The organism is Chlamydiota bacterium (genome assembly GCA_012729785.1).
Lineage (GTDB): Bacteria > Auribacterota > Tritonobacteria > UBA1439 > UBA1439 > UBA1439.
The window spans coordinates 40,154-57,742 of record JAAYCL010000042.1 but is presented as its reverse complement, the minus strand read 5'-3'; the positions used below and the strand labels follow the sequence as shown (position 1 = coordinate 57,742).

19 protein-coding genes are annotated in these 17,589 nt (G+C 69.8%); 2 read left to right on the top strand and 17 right to left on the bottom strand.

What is annotated here, in order from left to right:
• Positions 1–12 precede the first annotated feature (12 nt).
• From GXY35_10720 to GXY35_10685, 8 genes are all read right to left on the bottom strand, one after another.
• Positions 13–1,743: a penicillin-binding protein 2 gene (locus GXY35_10720; protein NLW95050.1), complete on the bottom strand. Its 1,731-nt coding sequence runs from the start codon at positions 1,741–1,743 to the stop codon at positions 13–15.
• Positions 1,744–1,834: 91 nt separating this feature from the next.
• The gene (locus tag GXY35_10715) at positions 1,835–2,257 is read right to left on the bottom strand and encodes a hypothetical protein (GenBank protein NLW95049.1); all 423 of its coding nucleotides are present in this window, start codon (positions 2,255–2,257) and stop codon (positions 1,835–1,837) included.
• A gap of 32 nt (positions 2,258–2,289) precedes the next feature.
• Entirely contained in the window at positions 2,290–2,634 is a 345-nt protein-coding gene (locus GXY35_10710; protein NLW95048.1) for a response regulator, read from the bottom strand.
• A 193-nt stretch (positions 2,635–2,827) separates the two neighbouring features.
• Entirely contained in the window at positions 2,828–3,754 is a 927-nt protein-coding gene (gene rsmH, locus GXY35_10705; GenBank protein NLW95047.1) for a 16S rRNA (cytosine(1402)-N(4))-methyltransferase RsmH, read from the bottom strand.
• A complete protein-coding gene (locus GXY35_10700) occupies positions 3,754–3,969 on the bottom strand; it encodes a hypothetical protein (protein ID NLW95046.1) in 216 nt (71 codons plus the stop codon). Before GXY35_10700 ends, rsmH begins: the two co-directional genes overlap by 1 nt.
• A gap of 89 nt (positions 3,970–4,058) precedes the next feature.
• Positions 4,059–4,517: a division/cell wall cluster transcriptional repressor MraZ gene (gene mraZ / locus GXY35_10695; protein NLW95045.1), complete on the bottom strand. Its 459-nt coding sequence runs from the start codon at positions 4,515–4,517 to the stop codon at positions 4,059–4,061.
• Positions 4,518–4,786: 269 nt separating this feature from the next.
• Positions 4,787–5,134 (bottom strand): nucleotide pyrophosphohydrolase, encoded by a 348-nt coding sequence (locus tag GXY35_10690; GenBank protein NLW95044.1) that lies wholly within the window; start codon positions 5,132–5,134, stop codon positions 4,787–4,789.
• The gene (locus GXY35_10685) at positions 5,131–5,811 is read right to left on the bottom strand and encodes a hypothetical protein (protein ID NLW95043.1); all 681 of its coding nucleotides are present in this window, start codon (positions 5,809–5,811) and stop codon (positions 5,131–5,133) included. Before GXY35_10685 ends, GXY35_10690 begins: the two co-directional genes overlap by 4 nt.
• Positions 5,812–6,002: 191 nt before the next feature.
• On the opposite strand from GXY35_10685, the gene GXY35_10680 reads away from it, so the two are divergent.
• Positions 6,003–6,545 carry a hypothetical protein gene (locus GXY35_10680; protein ID NLW95042.1) on the top strand — a complete coding sequence of 181 codons (543 nt, stop codon included), beginning with the start codon at positions 6,003–6,005 and terminating at the stop codon, positions 6,543–6,545.
• A 34-nt stretch (positions 6,546–6,579) separates the two neighbouring features.
• Here the strand turns inward: GXY35_10680 and GXY35_10675 are convergent, their stop codons facing one another.
• The 3 genes from GXY35_10675 to GXY35_10665 form a co-directional block, all read right to left on the bottom strand.
• Complete coding sequence (locus GXY35_10675; GenBank protein ID NLW95041.1) at positions 6,580–6,978, bottom strand: hypothetical protein; 399 nt, start codon at positions 6,976–6,978, stop codon at positions 6,580–6,582.
• Positions 6,979–7,017: 39 nt separating this feature from the next.
• Positions 7,018–7,251: an Lrp/AsnC family transcriptional regulator gene (locus tag GXY35_10670; protein NLW95040.1), complete on the bottom strand. Its 234-nt coding sequence runs from the start codon at positions 7,249–7,251 to the stop codon at positions 7,018–7,020.
• 440 nt (positions 7,252–7,691) lie between these two features.
• Positions 7,692–9,086 carry a hypothetical protein gene (locus GXY35_10665; protein ID NLW95039.1) on the bottom strand — a complete coding sequence of 465 codons (1,395 nt, stop codon included), beginning with the start codon at positions 9,084–9,086 and terminating at the stop codon, positions 7,692–7,694.
• Between the two features lie 115 nt (positions 9,087–9,201).
• On the opposite strand from GXY35_10665, the gene GXY35_10660 reads away from it, so the two are divergent.
• Positions 9,202–10,317 carry a hypothetical protein gene (locus GXY35_10660; protein NLW95038.1) on the top strand — a complete coding sequence of 372 codons (1,116 nt, stop codon included), beginning with the start codon at positions 9,202–9,204 and terminating at the stop codon, positions 10,315–10,317.
• A gap of 5 nt (positions 10,318–10,322) precedes the next feature.
• On the opposite strand, the gene GXY35_10655 is transcribed toward GXY35_10660, so the two are convergent.
• The 6 genes from GXY35_10655 to GXY35_10630 all read right to left on the bottom strand — a co-directional run bounded on the left by GXY35_10655 (position 10,323) and on the right by GXY35_10630 (position 17,245).
• Entirely contained in the window at positions 10,323–11,861 is a 1,539-nt protein-coding gene (locus tag GXY35_10655; protein NLW95037.1) for an Rne/Rng family ribonuclease, read from the bottom strand.
• A 194-nt stretch (positions 11,862–12,055) separates the two neighbouring features.
• On the bottom strand, positions 12,056–12,748 hold the full coding sequence (locus tag GXY35_10650) for a DUF2344 domain-containing protein (GenBank protein NLW95036.1): 693 nt from the start codon (positions 12,746–12,748) through the stop codon (positions 12,056–12,058).
• A gap of 156 nt (positions 12,749–12,904) precedes the next feature.
• Entirely contained in the window at positions 12,905–13,390 is a 486-nt protein-coding gene (locus tag GXY35_10645; protein ID NLW95035.1) for an N-acetyltransferase, read from the bottom strand.
• Positions 13,391–13,397: 7 nt separating this feature from the next.
• Positions 13,398–14,204: a DUF116 domain-containing protein gene (locus GXY35_10640; GenBank protein ID NLW95034.1), complete on the bottom strand. Its 807-nt coding sequence runs from the start codon at positions 14,202–14,204 to the stop codon at positions 13,398–13,400.
• A 107-nt stretch (positions 14,205–14,311) separates the two neighbouring features.
• A complete protein-coding gene (locus tag GXY35_10635; GenBank protein ID NLW95033.1) occupies positions 14,312–16,099 on the bottom strand; it encodes a tetratricopeptide repeat protein in 1,788 nt (595 codons plus the stop codon).
• 54 nt (positions 16,100–16,153) lie between these two features.
• Positions 16,154–17,245, bottom strand: coding sequence for a hypothetical protein (locus GXY35_10630; GenBank protein NLW95032.1), 1,092 nt, complete (start codon positions 17,243–17,245; stop codon positions 16,154–16,156).
• Positions 17,246–17,589 lie beyond the last annotated feature (344 nt).

Here is a 17,589-nt window from a genome sequence, read left to right as displayed (position 1 = left end):
TCTGATCGATTTTCAGCGCGGCCTCCCCATCGCCACCTCGATCTTCCCGTCCGTCTCCTTGTCCGGCGGCACCCCGAGATACTTGAGCACCCTCCCCGCGACCTCCTTGAAGATCGGGCCCGCCACCGACCCGCCGTAGTAGACCGGTCTCGGCTCGTCCAGCACGACGAGCACGAGCACCTCCGGGTTCCGCGAAGGGGCGAACCCGATGAACGACCCGATGAAGCGCGAGTGCGAGTAGCGCCCGGTGGGCTCGACCTTCTGCGAGGTCCCGGTCTTCCCCGCGACCGTGTACTCCGCCAGCGCCGCCTTCGGCGCGGTCCCCTCCCGGGTCGGCACCCCCTCCATCGCCTCCGACAGCAGCTTCGCCGCGGCCTCGCGCACCACCCGCCCGCGCACCTCCGGGGCGAACGTCTTCACGACGCGCCCCGACGAGTCCCGGACAGAGTCGACGAGGTACGGCTTCATCGCCAGGCCGCCGTTGGCGATCGCGGCGACCGCCGAGGCGAGCTGGAGCGGCGTCACGCCGATCTCCTGCCCCATCGGGACCGCCGCGATGGAGAGGCCGGACCATGTCGACAGCGGATGCAGTATCCCCGCCACCTCGCCCGGGAGGCCGATCCCCGTGGGCGACCCGAAGCCGAACTGCCGTATCCCCTCGTACAGCTGCTCCTCCCCCAGCACCATCGCGATCTTCACGGCCCCGATGTTGCTCGACTTTTTCACGATCTCCGCGGTCGTGAGCGTCCCGTAGGCGTGCACATCGTGGAGGGTGTGCCTCCCGACCCTGAAGGCGCCGTTCTCGCAGAAGAACTTGTCGTCGATCGCCACAACGCCCCGGTCCAGGGCGGTGGCCACCGTGATGACCTTGAAGGTCGAACCCGGCTCGAAGACGTCGGTGATGCACCGGTTGCGGCGCGCCTCGGGGGGGTACTCCGCGGGGCGGTTCGGATCGTAGGTCGGCCAGCTGCTCATCGCGAGCACCGCCCCGGTCTGCGGGTTCATCACGATGATGCACCCCGCCTGGGCGTTGAAGGTGCGGCAGCCGTTCTCGAGCTCGCTCTCGACGATGTGCTGGATGACCACGTCCAGCGTGAGGGTGAGGTCGGCCCCGTCGATCGGCTGCACGTCGCGCCGCCGGAGGGTCATGATCTCCCGCCCCTTGCGGTCGCGGTAGGAGGCCATCCAGCCCGCCTGCCCGCGCAGGGTCGCGTCGGCGTGGCGCTCGAGCCCCTCGAGCCCGCGGTTGTCGATATCCACGAAGCCGAGGACGTGGCTCAGCAGGGCGCCCTGGGGGTAGACCCGCCGCACCTCCTCGCGGAAGCCGACCCCCTCGAGCCCGAGCGCCTCGAGCCGCTCCGCCGCCCTCCCGTCGAGCTTCCGGGCGAGCCAGACGAACTTCCTGGATTTTCTGTTGAGCTTCTCGAGGATCTCGGCCGGGGGGATCTCGAGCGCGCCCCCGATGAGCGCGGCCGTCTCGGCGGGCGACTCGATGACCTCGGGGACGGCGTAGGCGGACTTCACGCTGACGCTCATGGCGAGGGGGCGGCCCTCCCGATCCAGGATGGTGCCGCGGCGCGGCTGGATCTTGACGTTGAAGCGGTGGAGCTGCTCGCCGCGCGTGGACAGATCCCGGTGGTTGACGATCTGGAGGACGTAGAGGCGGGCGTAGAGGCCGGCGAAGCAGAGGAGGAACACCGCGTAGACAGAGTACGACTTCAGCCGATACCGGTTCCCGCTCACCGCACACTCGCCTTTTCGCGTCCGCCGACGCGCCCCCGCCCCACAACGGGTGCGCCTCGCACCCCCGCCCCTGGAGGCGGGGCGACCGCCACTAGCTGTTGTGCCGTCCGGCCGCGCTGCCCCCGCCACTCATATAGCTCAGAAGAGTGTCGGTGCCCCCTTCGCTCCCCGATATATCCCTCCCGTATGCCTTTGAATGGCGGGGGTAGCGAAGCCGGACGATATCCTTGGCCTGCGGAAAGACCAGGCCGAGCTTGTTGTGCATGAGCGCCTGTTCGACGCGCTGCGGGTTCTTCAGCCGCTCGTTGGCGAGGTGGAGCGCCTCGTTGGCCTTCTGCCACTTCTCGAGGTCCCGCTCCATCCTCTTGATGGCGTACCCGGTGCGCACCAGTTGCACATGCTGCCAGACGTAGAGGAGCGACAACGAGACCGCGATGACGGCGACGAGCATCCATCTGCCGGTGAGCGCGGCGGTCGAGAACCCCTCGTTGAGCCTCCGGTTCCTCTTCCTCATCCCCGCTCCTCCTCCGCCGCCGCGCGCCGCGTTCAGGCGCACTGCAGGGCGGTTTGGATCGTGTCCCGCACGAACGGTTTCGAGATGACCGTCTGCGCGCCGCGCTCCATCGCCGACTCGGCGTAGAGCTCGCCGAGCGCCGACATCACGATGACCGAGGTGCGCGGACAGATCCGCTTGAGCTCCCCGAGCAGGTGCAGACCGTCCATCCGCGGCATCTGCACATCGGTGATCACGTAGTCGTACCCGCCGCCGGCGGCCTTGCGAAGCGCCTTCTCGCCGTCCTCGGCCTCCTCCACGATGAAGCGCCCGCGCAGGTATATCCCGATGAGCCTCCTCACGACCGGCTCGTCGTCGACGATCAGGACCCGCTGCATCGCTCCGCCCTCCCCGCCTCGAGCCGCGGAATCCGAAAACGCGCCGGGAGCAGGACCGGCGACGGCAGGGACCTTTAGGGTTGGAGGTGCATCATTGACGAGCTGCACCGCGCAGCTCCTGGTCTCTTCAATGGATGCGGATAAAGATCTTCCGTCCATCCCGGCCTGCCCCCGTGTGCGCGTTCAACGCCGTTTACAGCTTCTCCGCCGCCCGCAACCGCGCGCTCCGCGCCCGCGGGTTCGCCGCCGTCTCCTCGGCTGTCGGCCGCAGCGGCTTGCGCGTGATCAGCCGCAGCGCCGCCGCGGCGCCGCACCCGCAGACCGGCAATCCCGGCGGGCAGATGCACCCGCGCGCCCCCTCCGCGAACGCCCTCTTCACGATCCGGTCCTCGAGCGAGTGAAAGCTGATCACCACGATCCGCGCCCCCTTCGCGGCCGCCGCCGCCGCCTGCGGCAGGGCCGCGGCGAGGGCGCCGAGCTCGTCGTTCACCGCGATCCGGAGCGCCTGAAAGATCCGCGTCGCCGGATGGATCGCGCCCTTCCTCCCGAAGCGCCGGTAGACCCGCGACGCGATCCCGGCGAGCGCCTCCGTGTCGCGCGGCGCGCCCGCCCTGAGGAACTCCCGAACGATCGGCCGCGCCAGCGTCTCCTCGCCGTACTCCCTGAAGATCCGCTCCAGTTCCCGCGGATCCTTCTCCCTGAGGAGCGCCTCCGCGGTGACGCCGCGGCGCCGGTCCATCCGCATATCCAGGGGTCCCCGGGCGCGAAACCCGAATCCTCGCGCCGCCGTGTCGAGCTGCAAGCTCGAAACCCCGAGGTCAAAGAGCAGTGCGTCCGCTTCCCCGATCCCCTCTTCCGCGAGCACCGCCGCGAGCTCCGCGAAACTTCGCCGGTGCAACCGCACCGCCGGGCCCGCCTTCTCGAGCCGCCTCCGCGCGATCTCGAGCGCCTCCCCGTCCCAATCGAGCCCCACCAACACCCCGCCGGGCCCGATCCGCCTCGCGATCTCCTCCGCGTGCCCCCCGCACCCCACCGTCGCGTCGACCACGCGCATCCCCGGCCGGAGGCCGAGCAACCGCAGCGCCTCCTCCCGCATCACCGGAAGGTGGGGCGCATCCATCAGGCCATCGGGCGGATGTAGAACCGGTAGTAGTTCCTCGCCCGCCCCGCGCGGTCGATGCTCCCGCTCACGGCCATCATCGACGCCAGCGTCCCCGCGTCGCCCCCCCCCCGCCGCGCATCCTTCGCGCATGCCGCGGTGAGCGCCGAGGCGAGTCTGGGGCACCAGAAGAGGATCTTCTCGGCAAGCGGCCTTCTCGTTCGAGCAGGTCTCATCAGAACCCCCCTCCCGAATTCCAGCTTCCCGAACACCGTCGATCCCGTCGCCGCATGCATCGTCGTGCGCGTCCCCCCGCCCGGTCCCCTCACAGCCCCCGCGCCGCATCGAGCTGCGCGTTGAGCTGTTCGGCGATCTCCTCGAAGTTCTCCCCTCGCTCCTCCTCGTACCTCTTCCAGCTCGCCTCGTCCCATATCTCGAACCTGCTCAGCATCCCCGCCACCACCACGTCCCGGGTGATCCCGGCGAGCGCGAGGAGGTTCTGCGGGAGCATGATCCGCCCCTGCTTGTCGCATTCGACCTCGGAGGCGTTGGAGACCATGCCCCGGAGGAAGTCCCTCGCCTTCCCGGCGGTGAGGGAGAGCTCCTTGAACTTCGCCATCAGGAGGTTCCACTCGCGCGGGGTGTAGACGTAGACGCAGCGCTCGATGCCGCGGGTCACCCAGAACTTCTCGATGTAATTCTCGCGGAGCGCGTCCCTGAATTTGGCGGGGATGATCAGGCGTCCCTTGCTGTCAATCGAATGTCTGAACTGGCCGTAGAACATTGTCTTGACACCTCGGGCTTAGAAGCGCTTACACCACTTTACTCCACTTCTCACCACTCTGCGCCAAAATATAGAGTAGTCCCCCCACTATGTCAACGAGAAAAATCAGTATTTTTCCAATTCCGGTATGTCGTTCTCCCGGTATGTCGATATGTCGTTTGGGAGCGGAATTCGACGGTGCGGCCGGTGGGAAGAAGAATGGTGTGCGCCTGTATACCGCGGGAAAGAGGCGTATGGAAAAGGGCCGTGCCCGACAGGCCCGACGCGTCTCAGTACCTGCCCCTGCACTTCTCGACGGGGTATTTCTTCTCGTTCCTGACGATCTTCTTCTCGATGCACGAGGAGAGATCGAGGCCCAGCGCGTGGCAGAGACTCAGGGTGTAGATGGCGATATCCGCGATCTCCTCCTCGATCCTCTTCCGCAGCCGCGGGGAGGCGGCCTTCCGCCGCGCCTCCTCCACCTCCATCCACTGGAAGAGCTCCATCAGTTCGGCCGCCTCGATGCTCACCGCCATGCTGAGATTCTTGGGCGAGTGGAACTGCTCCCACTCCCGCGCGCGGATGAAGCGCGCCACCGCCCCTTTGAGCGCCGCGACGGTCGCGGTCCGGTCCTTCATCGCTCCTCCCCCCGTCCCGCCGCGCCGCCGAGTTCCGCCTCGAGTCTCTGCACAAGCCCCGCGATCTCCCGGAGCAGCGCCGCGGAGAGGAGCGTGGAGACCTCCGCCTCCCGAGCGAGCGACCGGAGCGTCCCGAGAAGCCGCTTCAGCGCCGCCCGCTGCCGCGTCGCGAACGCCTCGTCGGGATCGAGCTCCCGCCGTTGCGTGATCATCCGCGTGAGCTCGCGCTTGACGTCGCCGGGGTCGTTCCCCTTCTCGAAGACCGACGAGCGCAGCGCCGCATAATCCTCCTCGTCGATCTTCTTCCCCTCCTTCGCGCGCCGCAGGAGGTCGATCGACTCGACCGGCGGCACCCTGACCGCCTCGGAGGAGTCCAGGTACTCCTCGTCGAGGTACGGCGAGCGCTCCTTCTCGAGGAAGTAGTACGACTTGAGGAGCTTCAGCGCCGTCGCCTTCCGTATGCCGATCTCCCCGGCGGTGTAGGCGTCGAAGGTCGTGTAGCCCCACGACTTGAACAGCTTGTCTTTCCATGCCGTGTAGAGCGCCCTGCCGAGCTCCACCCATGAAACCTTGAACTCCTTGGCGCTCTTCAAGATCCGGTGCCGCAGCGACCCATCCTCGACGCCCCGCATCGCCTCCTCGATCCGCCCCACCGCCTTCGTCTTCAGCGTGTCCATTTCGCATTCCTTCCGTTGCGCAGCGGGGGGTAGTATATGCCCTGCGAGCGGCAGACGCAACCGCGCCGTGGGAAACCCCGCGCGCCGACGCGTCCGCGGCGCCGAAGGGGTCGCCGTTCCCCGTTGCCCTCCGCGCGCGGGCTCGGGTATACTGCTCTGGGAAACCGGACAACACGAGGGGGCCGCACCGCATGAAGACGATCGCAGCAGCAGCCGTTCTTCTCCTCCTCGCCGGCGCCGCGCACGCCGGCGGGGTCGACATCAAAATCGTCAAGGAGACCATCGCCGTGAGCCCGATCGACGCGCAGGGGTTCGTCGTCGTCCAAGGGGCGCCGGGGACCGTGATCGGCGGGCTGGCGCCGGTGCGGGTGATGGCGCAGAGCAAGAAGACCAAGCAGAGCGCCGCCGGGATGGTCGCCGCCGACGGCTCGTTCGCGGTGCGGATCCCCTCGATGCTGAAGGACTCGATCAAGCTGACCTTCCTCGGGGCGGACGGGAAGAAGAAGGACCGGAAGGTGAAGGTGGAGGCGATGGGGCAGATGCTGGTCCCCCCGCCGGGAGTGGAGACGGTGACCGAGCAGGTGGCCCTGCCCGCCGGGGCGCCCCCCGATCCCGAACCGCAGCTCGTCCCCGCGGACGCGCCTCCCCTCCCTCCCCCGCCGTCCGAGGCCCCGAGCGACGCCGAGATCGTCGAGGGGGAGCGCGCCTTGGACGCGGCGGGGATGGTGGAGTAGGCGCGCGCGGCGGGGGACGCCCGGACGGCCGGATTCAGTAGCTGAACCGGAGGGTCTCCTTCCTGATCTTTCCGTCGGGCTGGTGGATGACCGAGCCGACGCACCGGTCGTTCAGGAAGTAGACGGTCCGCATCACCGGCTTGGCGCCGGGCCGGGAGGGGTAGTAGTAGTTCCACTTGCGGTCGTGGCTGATGCCGTTCTCCGTGCGGGGTTTCCTCCCCACCCCGATCTTCTCGCGCGGCTCCCCGAACCTGCGCAGCACCCGCGCATGATCGCTCGCGAGCGCGCTCCTCTTCCCCGACGCCGCCGCGCCCCCGAAGACCCCGCCGAGCGAGTCGAGCACCCCCTGCAGCCGGTCGCACCCGCAGCACAGGCCCGCCCCCGAAAGCAGCAGCGCCGCGGCCGCCATCCGAACCGATCCGATCTTTGTCATCCGCACCGCTCCGCTTGGTATCACCGCCTCGGTTCCCCCTCACTCCACGATGATGTTCGTCAGCGTCCGCACCACGCCGGGGACGTTCTGTATCTGCGAGACGATGAACTCCCCGAGCATCCCGATGTCGTCCCCCTCCACGCGGGCGATCAGGTCGTAGGGGCCCGTGACCGAGTGCACCTCCTTCACGCCGCGGATGACCGCGACCCGGTCCCTGATCTCAAGCGCCTTGCCCTGCGTGACCTCCACGAATATGTACGCGCGCACCGCCATGGCAAACCTCCCGGTTGCTGCTCGCCCTTTTGTAGCACACCCGCCGCCCTGAATCAACCGCGCCGATTCGGCGCATCGTGAACGCGGCGCGGTGAACCGAGCCGATGCAGGCGCGGGCGCCCGAGGGGGTGCGCGGGCTCACGGCGCTCACCCCGCCCCCCTCGAGGCGGCGGGCGCCGCGGCCGAGGTTCCGCCACCGGAGGGAGCAGGAAGAGGCCTCGGGGAGGGCGGGGTCCTCCTCCATCCATCGGCGCGGAATCTCGATCCCCGGCCGCATGATCGGTTTCTCGGACGCATCGGAGCGGGCCGGGCGCGGCGCAGGCGAGAGTGGCGGGGAGGCACCGCGCGAGGGCGAACCGCTCCATCGGGCTTGTCTCCGCCGGCGGCGGCGCTCCGACGCGGCGGGACGCGAGGAGATCCGGCGCGTCAGCTCCCGCGCATCAGGGGACGACGATCTCCCGCTGCGCCAGATAGCCGTCGACCGCGCTCTCGGGACCGGTCGGCGCCACGCCCGCCGGCACGAGCCCGGCGACGATCCGGTAGCCCCCGGAAACGCCCTGCGGGACGGTCAGGGCGAGCAGCCGATGCGAATACGCGCCCGCGAGCCCCGGGATGGAGACGGCCAGCGGCGCGGCACGGTTCAGGAGGGAGGCGGGATCGGCGGGATTGAACGAGTAGACGGCGCCCTGCGGACTGAAAATGACCGCCCACGCATCCACCGTCCGCCCCGACCAGGGCTGTACCGTCACGTCGACGGTGAACGGGGCTCCCACCGTGGGAGGGTCGGGGGCGCATGAGAGGAGCACCGGAGGGACCGGCGTGGGCACCGGGCCCGCGGAGGCGTCGTAGACAAGGTAGCTGACCGCGCATGAGACCCTCGCGGCGCCATAGCGTATCCGCATGTAGCCGTCCTCGCCCCAGTCCCGTCCGTACGAGTTCCGCAGGATCCAGTATCCCCCTCCGCCATCCGGGGGGCTGTCGTCCCATCCCACAAGCGAGACCGCGTGGTCCGTCTCCGTCTGGTCGCCATCCGGACAGTCGGTGTTGGCGTCATCGTAGACGCCTCCCGTATAGGCGAGGAACGCATCGTTCGTCAAAACCGCCGCGTCCACCGGGCCGTAGGCGTTTATCGCGGTCTTGATCGCCTCGATGTCGCCGCTGGTGATCCGGTGCCAGGATTTGAACACCGCCCGCGGGGCGGCACGGGCCGCGTCGGGGCACGCCTGCGAATCCTCGTCGGCATACCGAAACACCGACTCGAACGGAATCCCCTCGCGGGTGAGGGCGTCGAGCTCCGCGTATTTGTAATCGGCGCCGCCGCAGCCGTAGAGGTGGGTCTGGTACTCCGGCAGTGCGCCGAGACACCAGACGATGAACGCCTCGGAGAAATCGACGCAGGCGCCGTCGTACATGCCGAGGGCGAAATTGTACGTCCCCTCCGCCGCGGCCGCCGCGGCGAAGGCGTAGCACGAGCCGCAGGTCCCCTGGTTCCGGATCGGGCCTATGTAGGAGCGTCCGGCGAGGTCGCGCCAGTCGAACTTTTCGGGGAGCGTTTCCCCGAGGCGGTTGGCCAGCGGGCCGATGTCGTCCGCGGCGGAGGCGACGACCGCGCCCGGACGGCGGCCGCGCATCGCCTCCCGCGCATCCGGGGAGAGATCGTAGACCCAGGTGCGGCCGACCGTGAACGAGTAGCCGTTGTGCCTGATCTTGAAGCGGAGCGTCTCCAACGAATCGCCGCGCTCGAAGCGGAGAAGCTCCCTCGGCGCGCCGGCGGCGGGGGCGCCCCACGGGACGCAGGCGACGACGATGAGGAGGACTTTTTGCAGACGCGGCATCGAACGTTTCCCTTTGTTTTTCAATGTAGCACGGACTGCCGGCCCCCGCAATACGGGCCTTCCGGAGACGCCCCCCTCCCTGAACTCTGGTATACTGTATCGTTGGAGGAGACGAATGACCACGCGCGGCCGCGGCCCCGTCGTCAGGGGCGCCGTACATCTTTTCTACTGCCACGAGCTCGCCTACGCGGTGAAGGTGGACACGCTCGAGAGGCTCCTCAGCGCGCAGCAGACCGAGGGGGTCCTGTCGATGCGCCGCTCCAGGAGCCACTACCTCCGCTTCGAGAATCTGCCGCTCATCATCCGGCTCGGCGAGGAGAAGGTGCGGCTCCGCCATGCGGCCGTGTCCGTGTCGGTGCAGGCGCGCGTCTTCGACTACGGCGTGGTCAGCCTCCGCTTCTCGCTGCCGTTCCACGGCGGCCTCGAGACGCTCGCCGCCCTCTCCGCGGAGCTCTCCGAGGAGGGGCCGTTCCCCGCGCTCTCGGCGCACTACCTCCGGAAGGTGCGCGGCATCGTCGCCCCCGCCCTCCACCGCCCGATCGAGAGCGACCTCGTGGAGGACTATACCATCATCCATGTCACACGCCTGGACGAGCCGCTGACCGAACAGGAGTTGATCGAACGGCACGGAGACGAGATCGCGAGGATCCTCAGGGCCGAGGAGCGTCCGCTGAGCGCCCAGGAGACGGCCAACGCCCTCTCGAACCGCATCTCCTACTACCCCGACGACCTGCTCGTGGTGGACTGGGACCGGGCGTTCATCTACGACCGGGAGGAGCACACCGACCATATCCACATCATCGAGTTCGCCAACACCCAGCTCCTCGAGATGCGGTACTACGACTGGTGGCTGGACGGGGAGCTGGACGCGCTGGAACGCGACATCCGCCGGGAGGGGGGGCGCGGGTCGACCCTCGTCGGGACGGGGGTGCGCCGTCTCTCCAAGCGCACGATGCTGCTGATGGCGGAGGTCGTCTGGCTCACCGACCAGATCGACAACTCGCTCAAGGCGATCGACACCCTCTACGCCGCGCGGGTGCACCGCGCCATCGGCGCGCGCCTCTATCTCAACGAATGGAAGCGGGGGCTCGACCGCAAGCTCGCGGCGCTAGGCGAAATCTCCGACACCCTCACGATGCGCGCCTACAACATGCGCTCCAACCTGCTCGAACTGATCATCGTGCTGCTCATCCTGTTCGAGATCGTGATGGCGTTCGTCCGGGCGGCCTGAGCGCCCTACTCCTCCCGCAGCGTCTTCCCGGTCCGCTCGTTGACGAGCTTCACCGTCTCGATGTGGAACTCCTCCCTCGGCTCGATCGTGACGGTCCCGCGATAGTGCTCCTCGAGCTCCCGCAGCGCCTCCCGGTCCCCGTGCTCGAGGAGCCGGCAGACGCTCGGGTGGGCCTGGACGCGGATCGGCAGCCGCCGCAACCTTCGGGTCCCGCGCAGCGCCAGCTTCACCAGGCGCTGCACCTCGATGCTCATGCTCTCCGCCGACTTGACCTTGCCGCCGCCGCCGCAGTAGGGGCAGGCCTCGTAGACGGCCTCGCTCAGGCTCTCCTTCACCCGCTCGCGCGTCATCTGGAGTATCCCCAGCGGCGACAGGGAGAAGATGTTGGTCTTGGCCTTGTCCCGCCGCACCGCCTGCTCCATCGCCTTCTCGACCATCCGCTGGTGCTTGCGGAAATGCATGTCGATGAAGTCGATGATGATGATCCCCCCGATGTTGCGGAGCCGTATCTGGCGCGCAGCCTCCTCGACCGCCTGCATGTTGGTCTCGAGGATGGTGTCGTCGATGTTGCGCTTGTTCAGGCACCGGCCGCTGTTCACGTCGATGACCACCATCGCCTCGGTCTGGTCGACGATCAGGTAGCCGCCGCACCTGAGCCACACCTTCCGGCGCTGCGCCTTCTCTATCTCCTTCTCGATCCCGTAACTGTCGAAGACATGGTCGCGGTCGCCGTGGTAGACGATCTTCGCCCCCATGTTCGGCATCAGGGCGTCGACGAAGCGCGCGATGGCGGCGTGCTCGTCCTTGGAGTCCACGACGATCTTCGATACGTCCTCGGTGAGGGAGTCGCGGAGCACGCGGAGGACGAGGTTGAGCTCCTCGTGCACGAGGGAGGGACAGGCCGCCTGCGGGGCCTGCCGCTGGATGCCGCGCCAGAGGTCGGTGAGGTAGCGGATATCCTTCTCGAACTCCTCCCGCGATGCGCCCTGGCCGACGGTGCGGACGATAAACCCGACGTCGTGGGGGGGCTGAATCTCGCGGAGGATCTGCCGGAGCCGGCGGCGCTCCGCCTGCTCCTCGATGCGCCGGGAGATCCCGATCTGCCGCGCACCGGGCATCATCACCAGGTAGCGGCCGGCTATGGAGAGGTTGGTGGAGAGGCGGACGCCCTTGGTGCCGATCGGCTCCTTGATGATCTGGACCAGCACCTCCTGGCCCTTCTGGATCAGCGTGTCGATCGGCTCCCGTTTCAGCTCCCTCGGGGAGAGTTCGATCCCCTCGACCTCCTCGCCCGCGATCTCCCTGCAGGCGGCCACCTCGCTGGTGATGTCGGAGGCGTGGAGGAAGCCGTTGCGATCGAGCCCGATGTCCACGAAGGCGGCCTGGATCGCCGGGAGGACGTTCCGGACCACCCCTTTATAGATGTTGCCGACGAGCGTCTTCTCCTGCGCACGCTCGATGAGTATCTCCTGGAGCTTGCCGTCCTCCAGTATGCCCACGCGGGTCTCGCGGGGCTCGACGCTGATGATGATCTGCCGGTCCATCGAACTGGATCCTTTCCGGTCCGCGCGACGCGTTGCACGGAGCCGTGCGGAGAGGGCGGGCGCGCCGAAAGACCGGGAGGATCGCCTCCCAGGGCGGCCGGGCGGCCGTGTCCCGGCCCCCGCCGCTTTCGCGCCCTGTCACCGTTCCGAACGTACGTTGCATCAGGTGGCTCCGACGGCGGCCGCGTGTCCGGTCACCGCCTCTTCAACGCAGGCCCGCGCGGCCTGTCCTGTGACGTGTCCCTGCTCGTGTGGAGCGCCGTGCGCGTGACGGGGATCTCCCTCGCGCGCTCCGCCGGCACCCCGAGCAGCGCCTCGAGAAGCTCGTGCGGGTTCAGGTTCCCCTTGTCCCCGACGCCGACCGTGCAGGTGAGCCGGACGGTGCCCCCGGGGCCTTCTCCGCATTCGAGCCGGTGCACAAGGGGACGTATGTCGCGGTACCGCTCCCCTTTCGCGGTATGCTTCTTCACGACGATGCTCGCGGCGGCTTGCGCGGCCGCGATCTTCTCCGCGGCGCCGTTCGCCTCGGCGCCGCACAGCTCCGCCTCGTACGTCGCGCGATCCAGTTCCGCGCAGAGCGACGGGCCGTCTTCCGGGACCGGCCGGAGCTCGACGACGCGAACCCCGGCGGGGAGGGCCTGCTGAAGCCGTTCCCGCGCCCCCGAGAGGTCGCAGCCGACGTCGAACGCGACGTCGAGCATCTCCCGTTGTCCCGCCACGCCAAGCGGCAGGGGCGGGCCGAACGACACGGACGGATGCGGCGTGAATCCGCGCGACATCCTCACCGGCAGGCCGGCTCTCCTGAACGCCCTGTGCCAGAGCCTGATGAGATCGAGGTGGGAGATGAACCTAATCAGCCCCTCTTTGGAGTAGGTGACCCGGTGCATGACGCAAGGGACATTATCGCATACCCCCGCCGACCGGCAAGGATAAATAACGGCGCGATCGGTTGCCGATCGAGGCGCGCCTCCGTGCCGCCGCCCGGAACCGGCGCACGCACGCCCCCCGCCGCGGCGCGCGCGGGGCGGAAGGCCCTCGCCTCGTCAACCGCGCCTCGCCGGATCCCTGCGTGCGAGCGTGACGCTGAACGGGAGGAAGCCGAACCTCGCGTAGAAGGCGCGCGCCCGTTCGTTTCCCTCCGCCACGACGACCGACCGCGCCAGCGCCCCCTCCCCGTCCATCCAGTCCAGCGCCCGCCGCACGAGCTCGCTTCCGATCCCGCGCCCGCGGAATCGCTCGTCGACGAAGAGCGAGTCGATCTCCCCGTCCCCGTTGGACTGGACGGAACCGGCGCAGTAGGCCGCGTCCCCGACTCCGGGGAGGACGGCCAGCTCTATCCGCACGGCGCCGCGGCGCGCCTTTTCGAGGAGCGCCGCCTCCCTGAACGAGAAGCTGAATCCCGCGAACCTGTCCGCGAAGTGCGTCGAGAGCCCGCGCTGGTGGCGATTGAGCTCCTCCCAGAGCGGCCGGACGCGCGGCAGCAGCTCCGCGCCGCCCGCGACGAACTCGATCCCCTTCACCTCGTTCACGCCCTCCTCACCTCTCCGCGAGACGACGCACCGCCGACTCGAACTCCTCGAGGTCCACCCGCGTGTTCCTGCACGGCCCCTCGGGCCTGCGATTGGCGATGCAGAGGACCGGAATGCCCCCGATGCCCGCGATCCCCTCGAGCAGTTCGCGCTCGCAGGCGACCGCGATCACCCCGGACGGCTTCAGGTCCCGCACCAGCGCCCGCGCGAGCCGCCCGCCGGTCGCGACCGCCATTTGGAACCCGTACCGCTCCATCAGGGGCACGAGGTTCGAGAGATCGCATCCGCCGCACCGGCGGCAGTTCCGCACATCCATGCTGACCGCCTGCGCGCACCCCTCGCGCTGGAGGCAGCGGGGAAGAAGAACGAGCAGGCCCCCGCCTCCCGGACGCGCCGCCCCCCGGACCGCCAGGGCGTTGCTGTAGGCGATGAACGAGGCCCCGACCGCTTCGGCGGAGCGGCCGAGGAGGCGTCCCGCCGCGCGGCAAAGCGGGTAGCACGCGCCCAGGAGCGCCCGCCGGACCCCGGGCGCCCGCCCCAGAAGGTCCTTCCCAAGCCCGGCGGAGAGCCCCTCGACGGCGATGTACGCGCCCCATGCGGCGGCGAGCGCCGCCAGCGCGCACCAGGAGGCCGCCGCGGCGGACGGGTGCCATGCGGCGAGATGCGGGGCGAGCAGAAGCCAGAGGCCCGCGGCGGCCGCGGCGAGCAGCGCGGAGACGGCGGCGGTCAGGGAAAGGTACAGGACCGGCGTGGCCCGGCGTTCCGGCTCCTCCCCGGCCCGCCCCCGACTCCTCCGGATCCCGCTCCGTCCCATGCGGCCGCCCTCCCCCGTCTCCCCCATTATCGCACAGTGCCGCCCGGCCCGCCCACCCGTTCACCGCGCCGCCCCCGGCCCGCCGCCGAGAAGGCGCCGCGCGCCGGTCAGCCCCCCCCTTCCATCTCCTCGATCCAGCCCTGTACCTCCGCCGCGTCCGGCGCGTCCGGCCGCAGCTCCAGGTAGGCGCGGTAATGCTCGGCGGCCGCTTTCGAATCGGCCGCCTCCCGGTGGCAGATCCGCGCGAGGCTGTAGTGCGCATCCGCGTGGGAGGGGACGAGATCGATCACCTTCTCGTACTCCGCGATGGCCCCCCCGTAGTCGCGACGCGACGCGAGGACCTCGCCGAGCTGGAAGCGGGCGTCGGCGAACGCGGGGTCGAGCGCGAGCGCCCTGCGGAACTGCGCCTCCGCCTCCTCCCTCTTCCCGAGGCGGATGTAGCAGACGCCGAGGTTGTACCAGGCGAAGCGCATCTCAGGGGAGAGCTCCCCCGCCCTCCGGAACGCATCCGCGGCCTCCGCGTGCCTGCCGATCTTTTCGTAGACATTCCCAAGGCCGAACCAGGCCGTGCTCATCCCCGGCTGCGCCTCCAGCGCCCTGCGGTAGTAGCCGATACACCGCTCCTCCGGGAACCCCGCGCCGTAGCGCTCGGAACCGGAGAACTCGCTGAGGAACGCCAGGCCGAGGCACGCGGCCGCGGAGGACGGGTTCCGCCTCAGCAGCGCCGAGAAGAGGCGCTCCGCCTCCGCCCGGTCCCCCCCCGCGACGGCGGCGCGCGCCCGCCCGAGGAGCTCCTCGTCCTCCTCCCGCCCCGGGGCGGGGGATGCGGCCGGGGCGGGCGCCTCCCCGCCGAGGGCGGTGTCGAGGTCGAGATTCTCGGCCCGCAGCACCGGCATGAGGGCGAAGGCGCTGCGGGCGGCGCGCCGCGCCTCCTCCTTCCGTCCGGAATCGAGGTAGAGCCGCGCGAGGGCGAGGTGCGTCTTCTCGTCGTCAGGGAACGCCGCGGCGGCCGCCCTCAGCGCCTCCTCCGCTCCCCGTGCGTCGCCCCGCGCGGCGAGCACGACGCCGAGACTGTATGCCGCGCCACGAAGACGGGGGTCCAGCCCCAGCGCCCTGCGGAGCGATTCCACGGCGGCATCGGTCCGCCCCAGCTCGGCCTGCGTGATGCCCAGGTTCAGGTGCGCCTCGGCCATCCGCGGATCGAGCGCCGCGGCGGCCTCGAACTCATCGATCGCCTTCCTTTTCAGGTGGAGGACGCGGTAGCAGCTGCCGAGGTTGTTGCGCGCGGCGGCGGCCAGGGCGGGACAGGCGAGCGCCTTCTCGAACTCCGCCGCCGCCTCCGCGTGCTTCCCCATCCGAGCGAGCACGAGACCGAGCCGATAGGCGAGCGCGCAGGCGAACTCTCCGTCCCCTTCAGGCGCCTCGTCCGGGGCGGCGCGCCGATAGGCGTCCAGCGCCCGCTCGAGATCCCCCAGCTTCTCGTAGCAGTAGCCGAGACGGTAGTACATCCCCTCGTCGGGGATGCCCGTAAGGATCGCCTTCTTGAGCTCGGCGATCCCCCGTGCGAAATCCTTCGAGGCGCCGCGGCGCGACGGATCCACCTCCGGATCCACGAGCCGGTACCGCCGGTCCCAGCGCAGAAGAAACTCCGTGGACGCCCCCTGCGTCTCGAGCGGCGGCGGGGAGGGGACAACGGACGGCGTCGGGGATGGCGGTGACGGCGGAACGGCAACGACCCCCGGTTGCCGTGAAGAGGCGGAACCGCCCCCCGCCGGCGGCGCGGGGATCGCCGCCCCCGCGGCGATGCCCGGCAGGAGGGCGGCGAGGATCAGGGCGGCCGCGCCCGGGCCTGCTGCCGCGGCGGCCCGCGCACGGCGGAGGGTGCGCACACTCATCGCCCAGAGTATACCACAGCGGGGGCGGGCGTCCGGGGAGAGGGCCCTCGCCTCTCAGTCGACGCAGATCCGGTCCCTGTTGCGCTGGAAGAGCTTCTCCCCGATACCGGGGACCTTCTTCAAATCCTCGATGCGGTTGAATCTCCCGTTCGCCTGCCGGAACTCGACGATCATCGCGGCCTTCGCCGCCCCTATCCCGCTCAAGGCGTCGAGCTCCTGCGCCGAGGCGCTGTTGATGTTGATCCTCTCCTTCGAGGCGGAACGGGCGGCCGCGGCGCCCTGTGCAGGCGGACCCGGCCCTCCCCCCGCGTCCGACCCGCCGGCCGAGGCGACGGTGATCCGCCCGAACTGTTTGACGCCGATGCCGACGCCGTTGCTCTCCAGCACCAGCGCGCCGCGCGGGCCGTACGGGGCGCCGCACGCCTTCAGCTCCGCGACGTCGCCCGTAAAGAGGAATCCGGGGAGCGCCGCGTCCACGGGCGGCTGCGCGGGCGCCGCGCCGGCGCGCGCGCCCCTGGAGAGCAAAAACGAGTTGCCTCCGTGGACGATGCAGAGGCTCACGCGCCTGCCCCCCGCCGCCTCGTCCCCGAACGATCCCGCGCGCACGACGTACATCCTGACCGGCCCCAGGGCGAGGTTCTCCATCGCCCGCACCACCCGGTAGTCGACCTCCTCTCTCCTGAGCAGGTCGATATACTCCGCGTAGCGCGCCTCCCCGCTCCCGAAGCCCGGGTCGAACAGCTGCGCGACCTTGAAGCGCCGCATCAGTTCCACGACCGAGCGCAGGCAGCCGCCTTCCGGCTCCGCGCCGATCAGCACGGCGATCTCGCCGACGCCCAGCTCCGCCAGGTAGCCGGCGATCCGCTCGCCCTCGCCGTCCCGCCCGCCGACGAAGACCGCCGTCTCCCCTCCGGGACAGCGGCAGACGAACGAGCAGCCGGAGGCGCCCGCGTCGAGGCAGTGGATCTTGAGGAGCCCCGGTTCCTCCACCCTCCTGCAGACGGTGCGGCACGCGGGACAGCGCCCCGCCGAAGCCTGCTGGAGGACGGTGAACACCTCCCCGCAGCGCCAGCAGCGGAGCGCCGTCTTCTCGGCCTTCTGCGCGCCGGCCGGCGCGGACAGCAGGGCGACGAGCGCCGCCGCCAACGCCGCGCGGCGCCGAACCGCCGGAGATAGACGATGCAGGACGCGACGCGCGCTCACGGCTGCCCCGGCTTCGCCCCCGCTTTCCGTGCGCCTCGTGCGCCTACGCCGACGCGGGCGCATCTGTCTACTACAGCAAGATTCGTGCCCAAGCCGCCGCGACCGGCCTGGCCGCGTACAGCACACAACGTGTTCGGGCGCAAAACGCAACGATGCCGGTTCGTGCGGGATGCCGGGGACAGGCGCGGGGAGGGTGTCAACGCCGGTTGTCACTGTCAACCTTGGTTGCGCCGCTCTCGTGCACGCGATACGAGGCGCGAGGCCGACAACCGGAACGGAAGGAGCCC

What these genes read in the sequence shown, in the direction of transcription:
- GXY35_10635 (NLW95033.1), bottom strand. Translation starts at nt 16,099, where the DNA reads ATGAGTGTGCGCACCCTCCGCCGTGCGCGGGCCGCCGCGGCAGCAGGC.
- GXY35_10650 (NLW95036.1), bottom strand. Translation starts at nt 12,748, where the DNA reads ATGCACCGGGTCACCTACTCCAAAGAGGGGCTGATTAGGTTCATCTCC.
- GXY35_10640 (NLW95034.1), bottom strand. Translation starts at nt 14,204, where the DNA reads ATGGGACGGAGCGGGATCCGGAGGAGTCGGGGGCGGGCCGGGGAGGAG.
- GXY35_10670 (NLW95040.1), bottom strand. Translation starts at nt 7,251, where the DNA reads ATGGCGGTGCGCGCGTACATATTCGTGGAGGTCACGCAGGGCAAGGCG.
- mraZ (NLW95045.1), bottom strand. Translation starts at nt 4,517, where the DNA reads ATGTTCTACGGCCAGTTCAGACATTCGATTGACAGCAAGGGACGCCTG.
- GXY35_10665 (NLW95039.1), bottom strand. Translation starts at nt 9,086, where the DNA reads ATGCCGCGTCTGCAAAAAGTCCTCCTCATCGTCGTCGCCTGCGTCCCG.
- GXY35_10675 (NLW95041.1), bottom strand. Translation starts at nt 6,978, where the DNA reads ATGACAAAGATCGGATCGGTTCGGATGGCGGCCGCGGCGCTGCTGCTT.
- GXY35_10710 (NLW95048.1), bottom strand. Translation starts at nt 2,634, where the DNA reads ATGCAGCGGGTCCTGATCGTCGACGACGAGCCGGTCGTGAGGAGGCTC.
- GXY35_10660 (NLW95038.1), top strand. Translation starts at nt 9,202, where the DNA reads ATGACCACGCGCGGCCGCGGCCCCGTCGTCAGGGGCGCCGTACATCTT.
- GXY35_10655 (NLW95037.1), bottom strand. Translation starts at nt 11,861, where the DNA reads ATGGACCGGCAGATCATCATCAGCGTCGAGCCCCGCGAGACCCGCGTG.
- GXY35_10700 (NLW95046.1), bottom strand. Translation starts at nt 3,969, where the DNA reads ATGAGACCTGCTCGAACGAGAAGGCCGCTTGCCGAGAAGATCCTCTTC.
- GXY35_10685 (NLW95043.1), bottom strand. Translation starts at nt 5,811, where the DNA reads ATGGACACGCTGAAGACGAAGGCGGTGGGGCGGATCGAGGAGGCGATG.
- GXY35_10690 (NLW95044.1), bottom strand. Translation starts at nt 5,134, where the DNA reads ATGAAGGACCGGACCGCGACCGTCGCGGCGCTCAAAGGGGCGGTGGCG.
- GXY35_10715 (NLW95049.1), bottom strand. Translation starts at nt 2,257, where the DNA reads ATGAGGAAGAGGAACCGGAGGCTCAACGAGGGGTTCTCGACCGCCGCG.
- GXY35_10680 (NLW95042.1), top strand. Translation starts at nt 6,003, where the DNA reads ATGAAGACGATCGCAGCAGCAGCCGTTCTTCTCCTCCTCGCCGGCGCC.
- rsmH (NLW95047.1), bottom strand. Translation starts at nt 3,754, where the DNA reads ATGGATGCGCCCCACCTTCCGGTGATGCGGGAGGAGGCGCTGCGGTTG.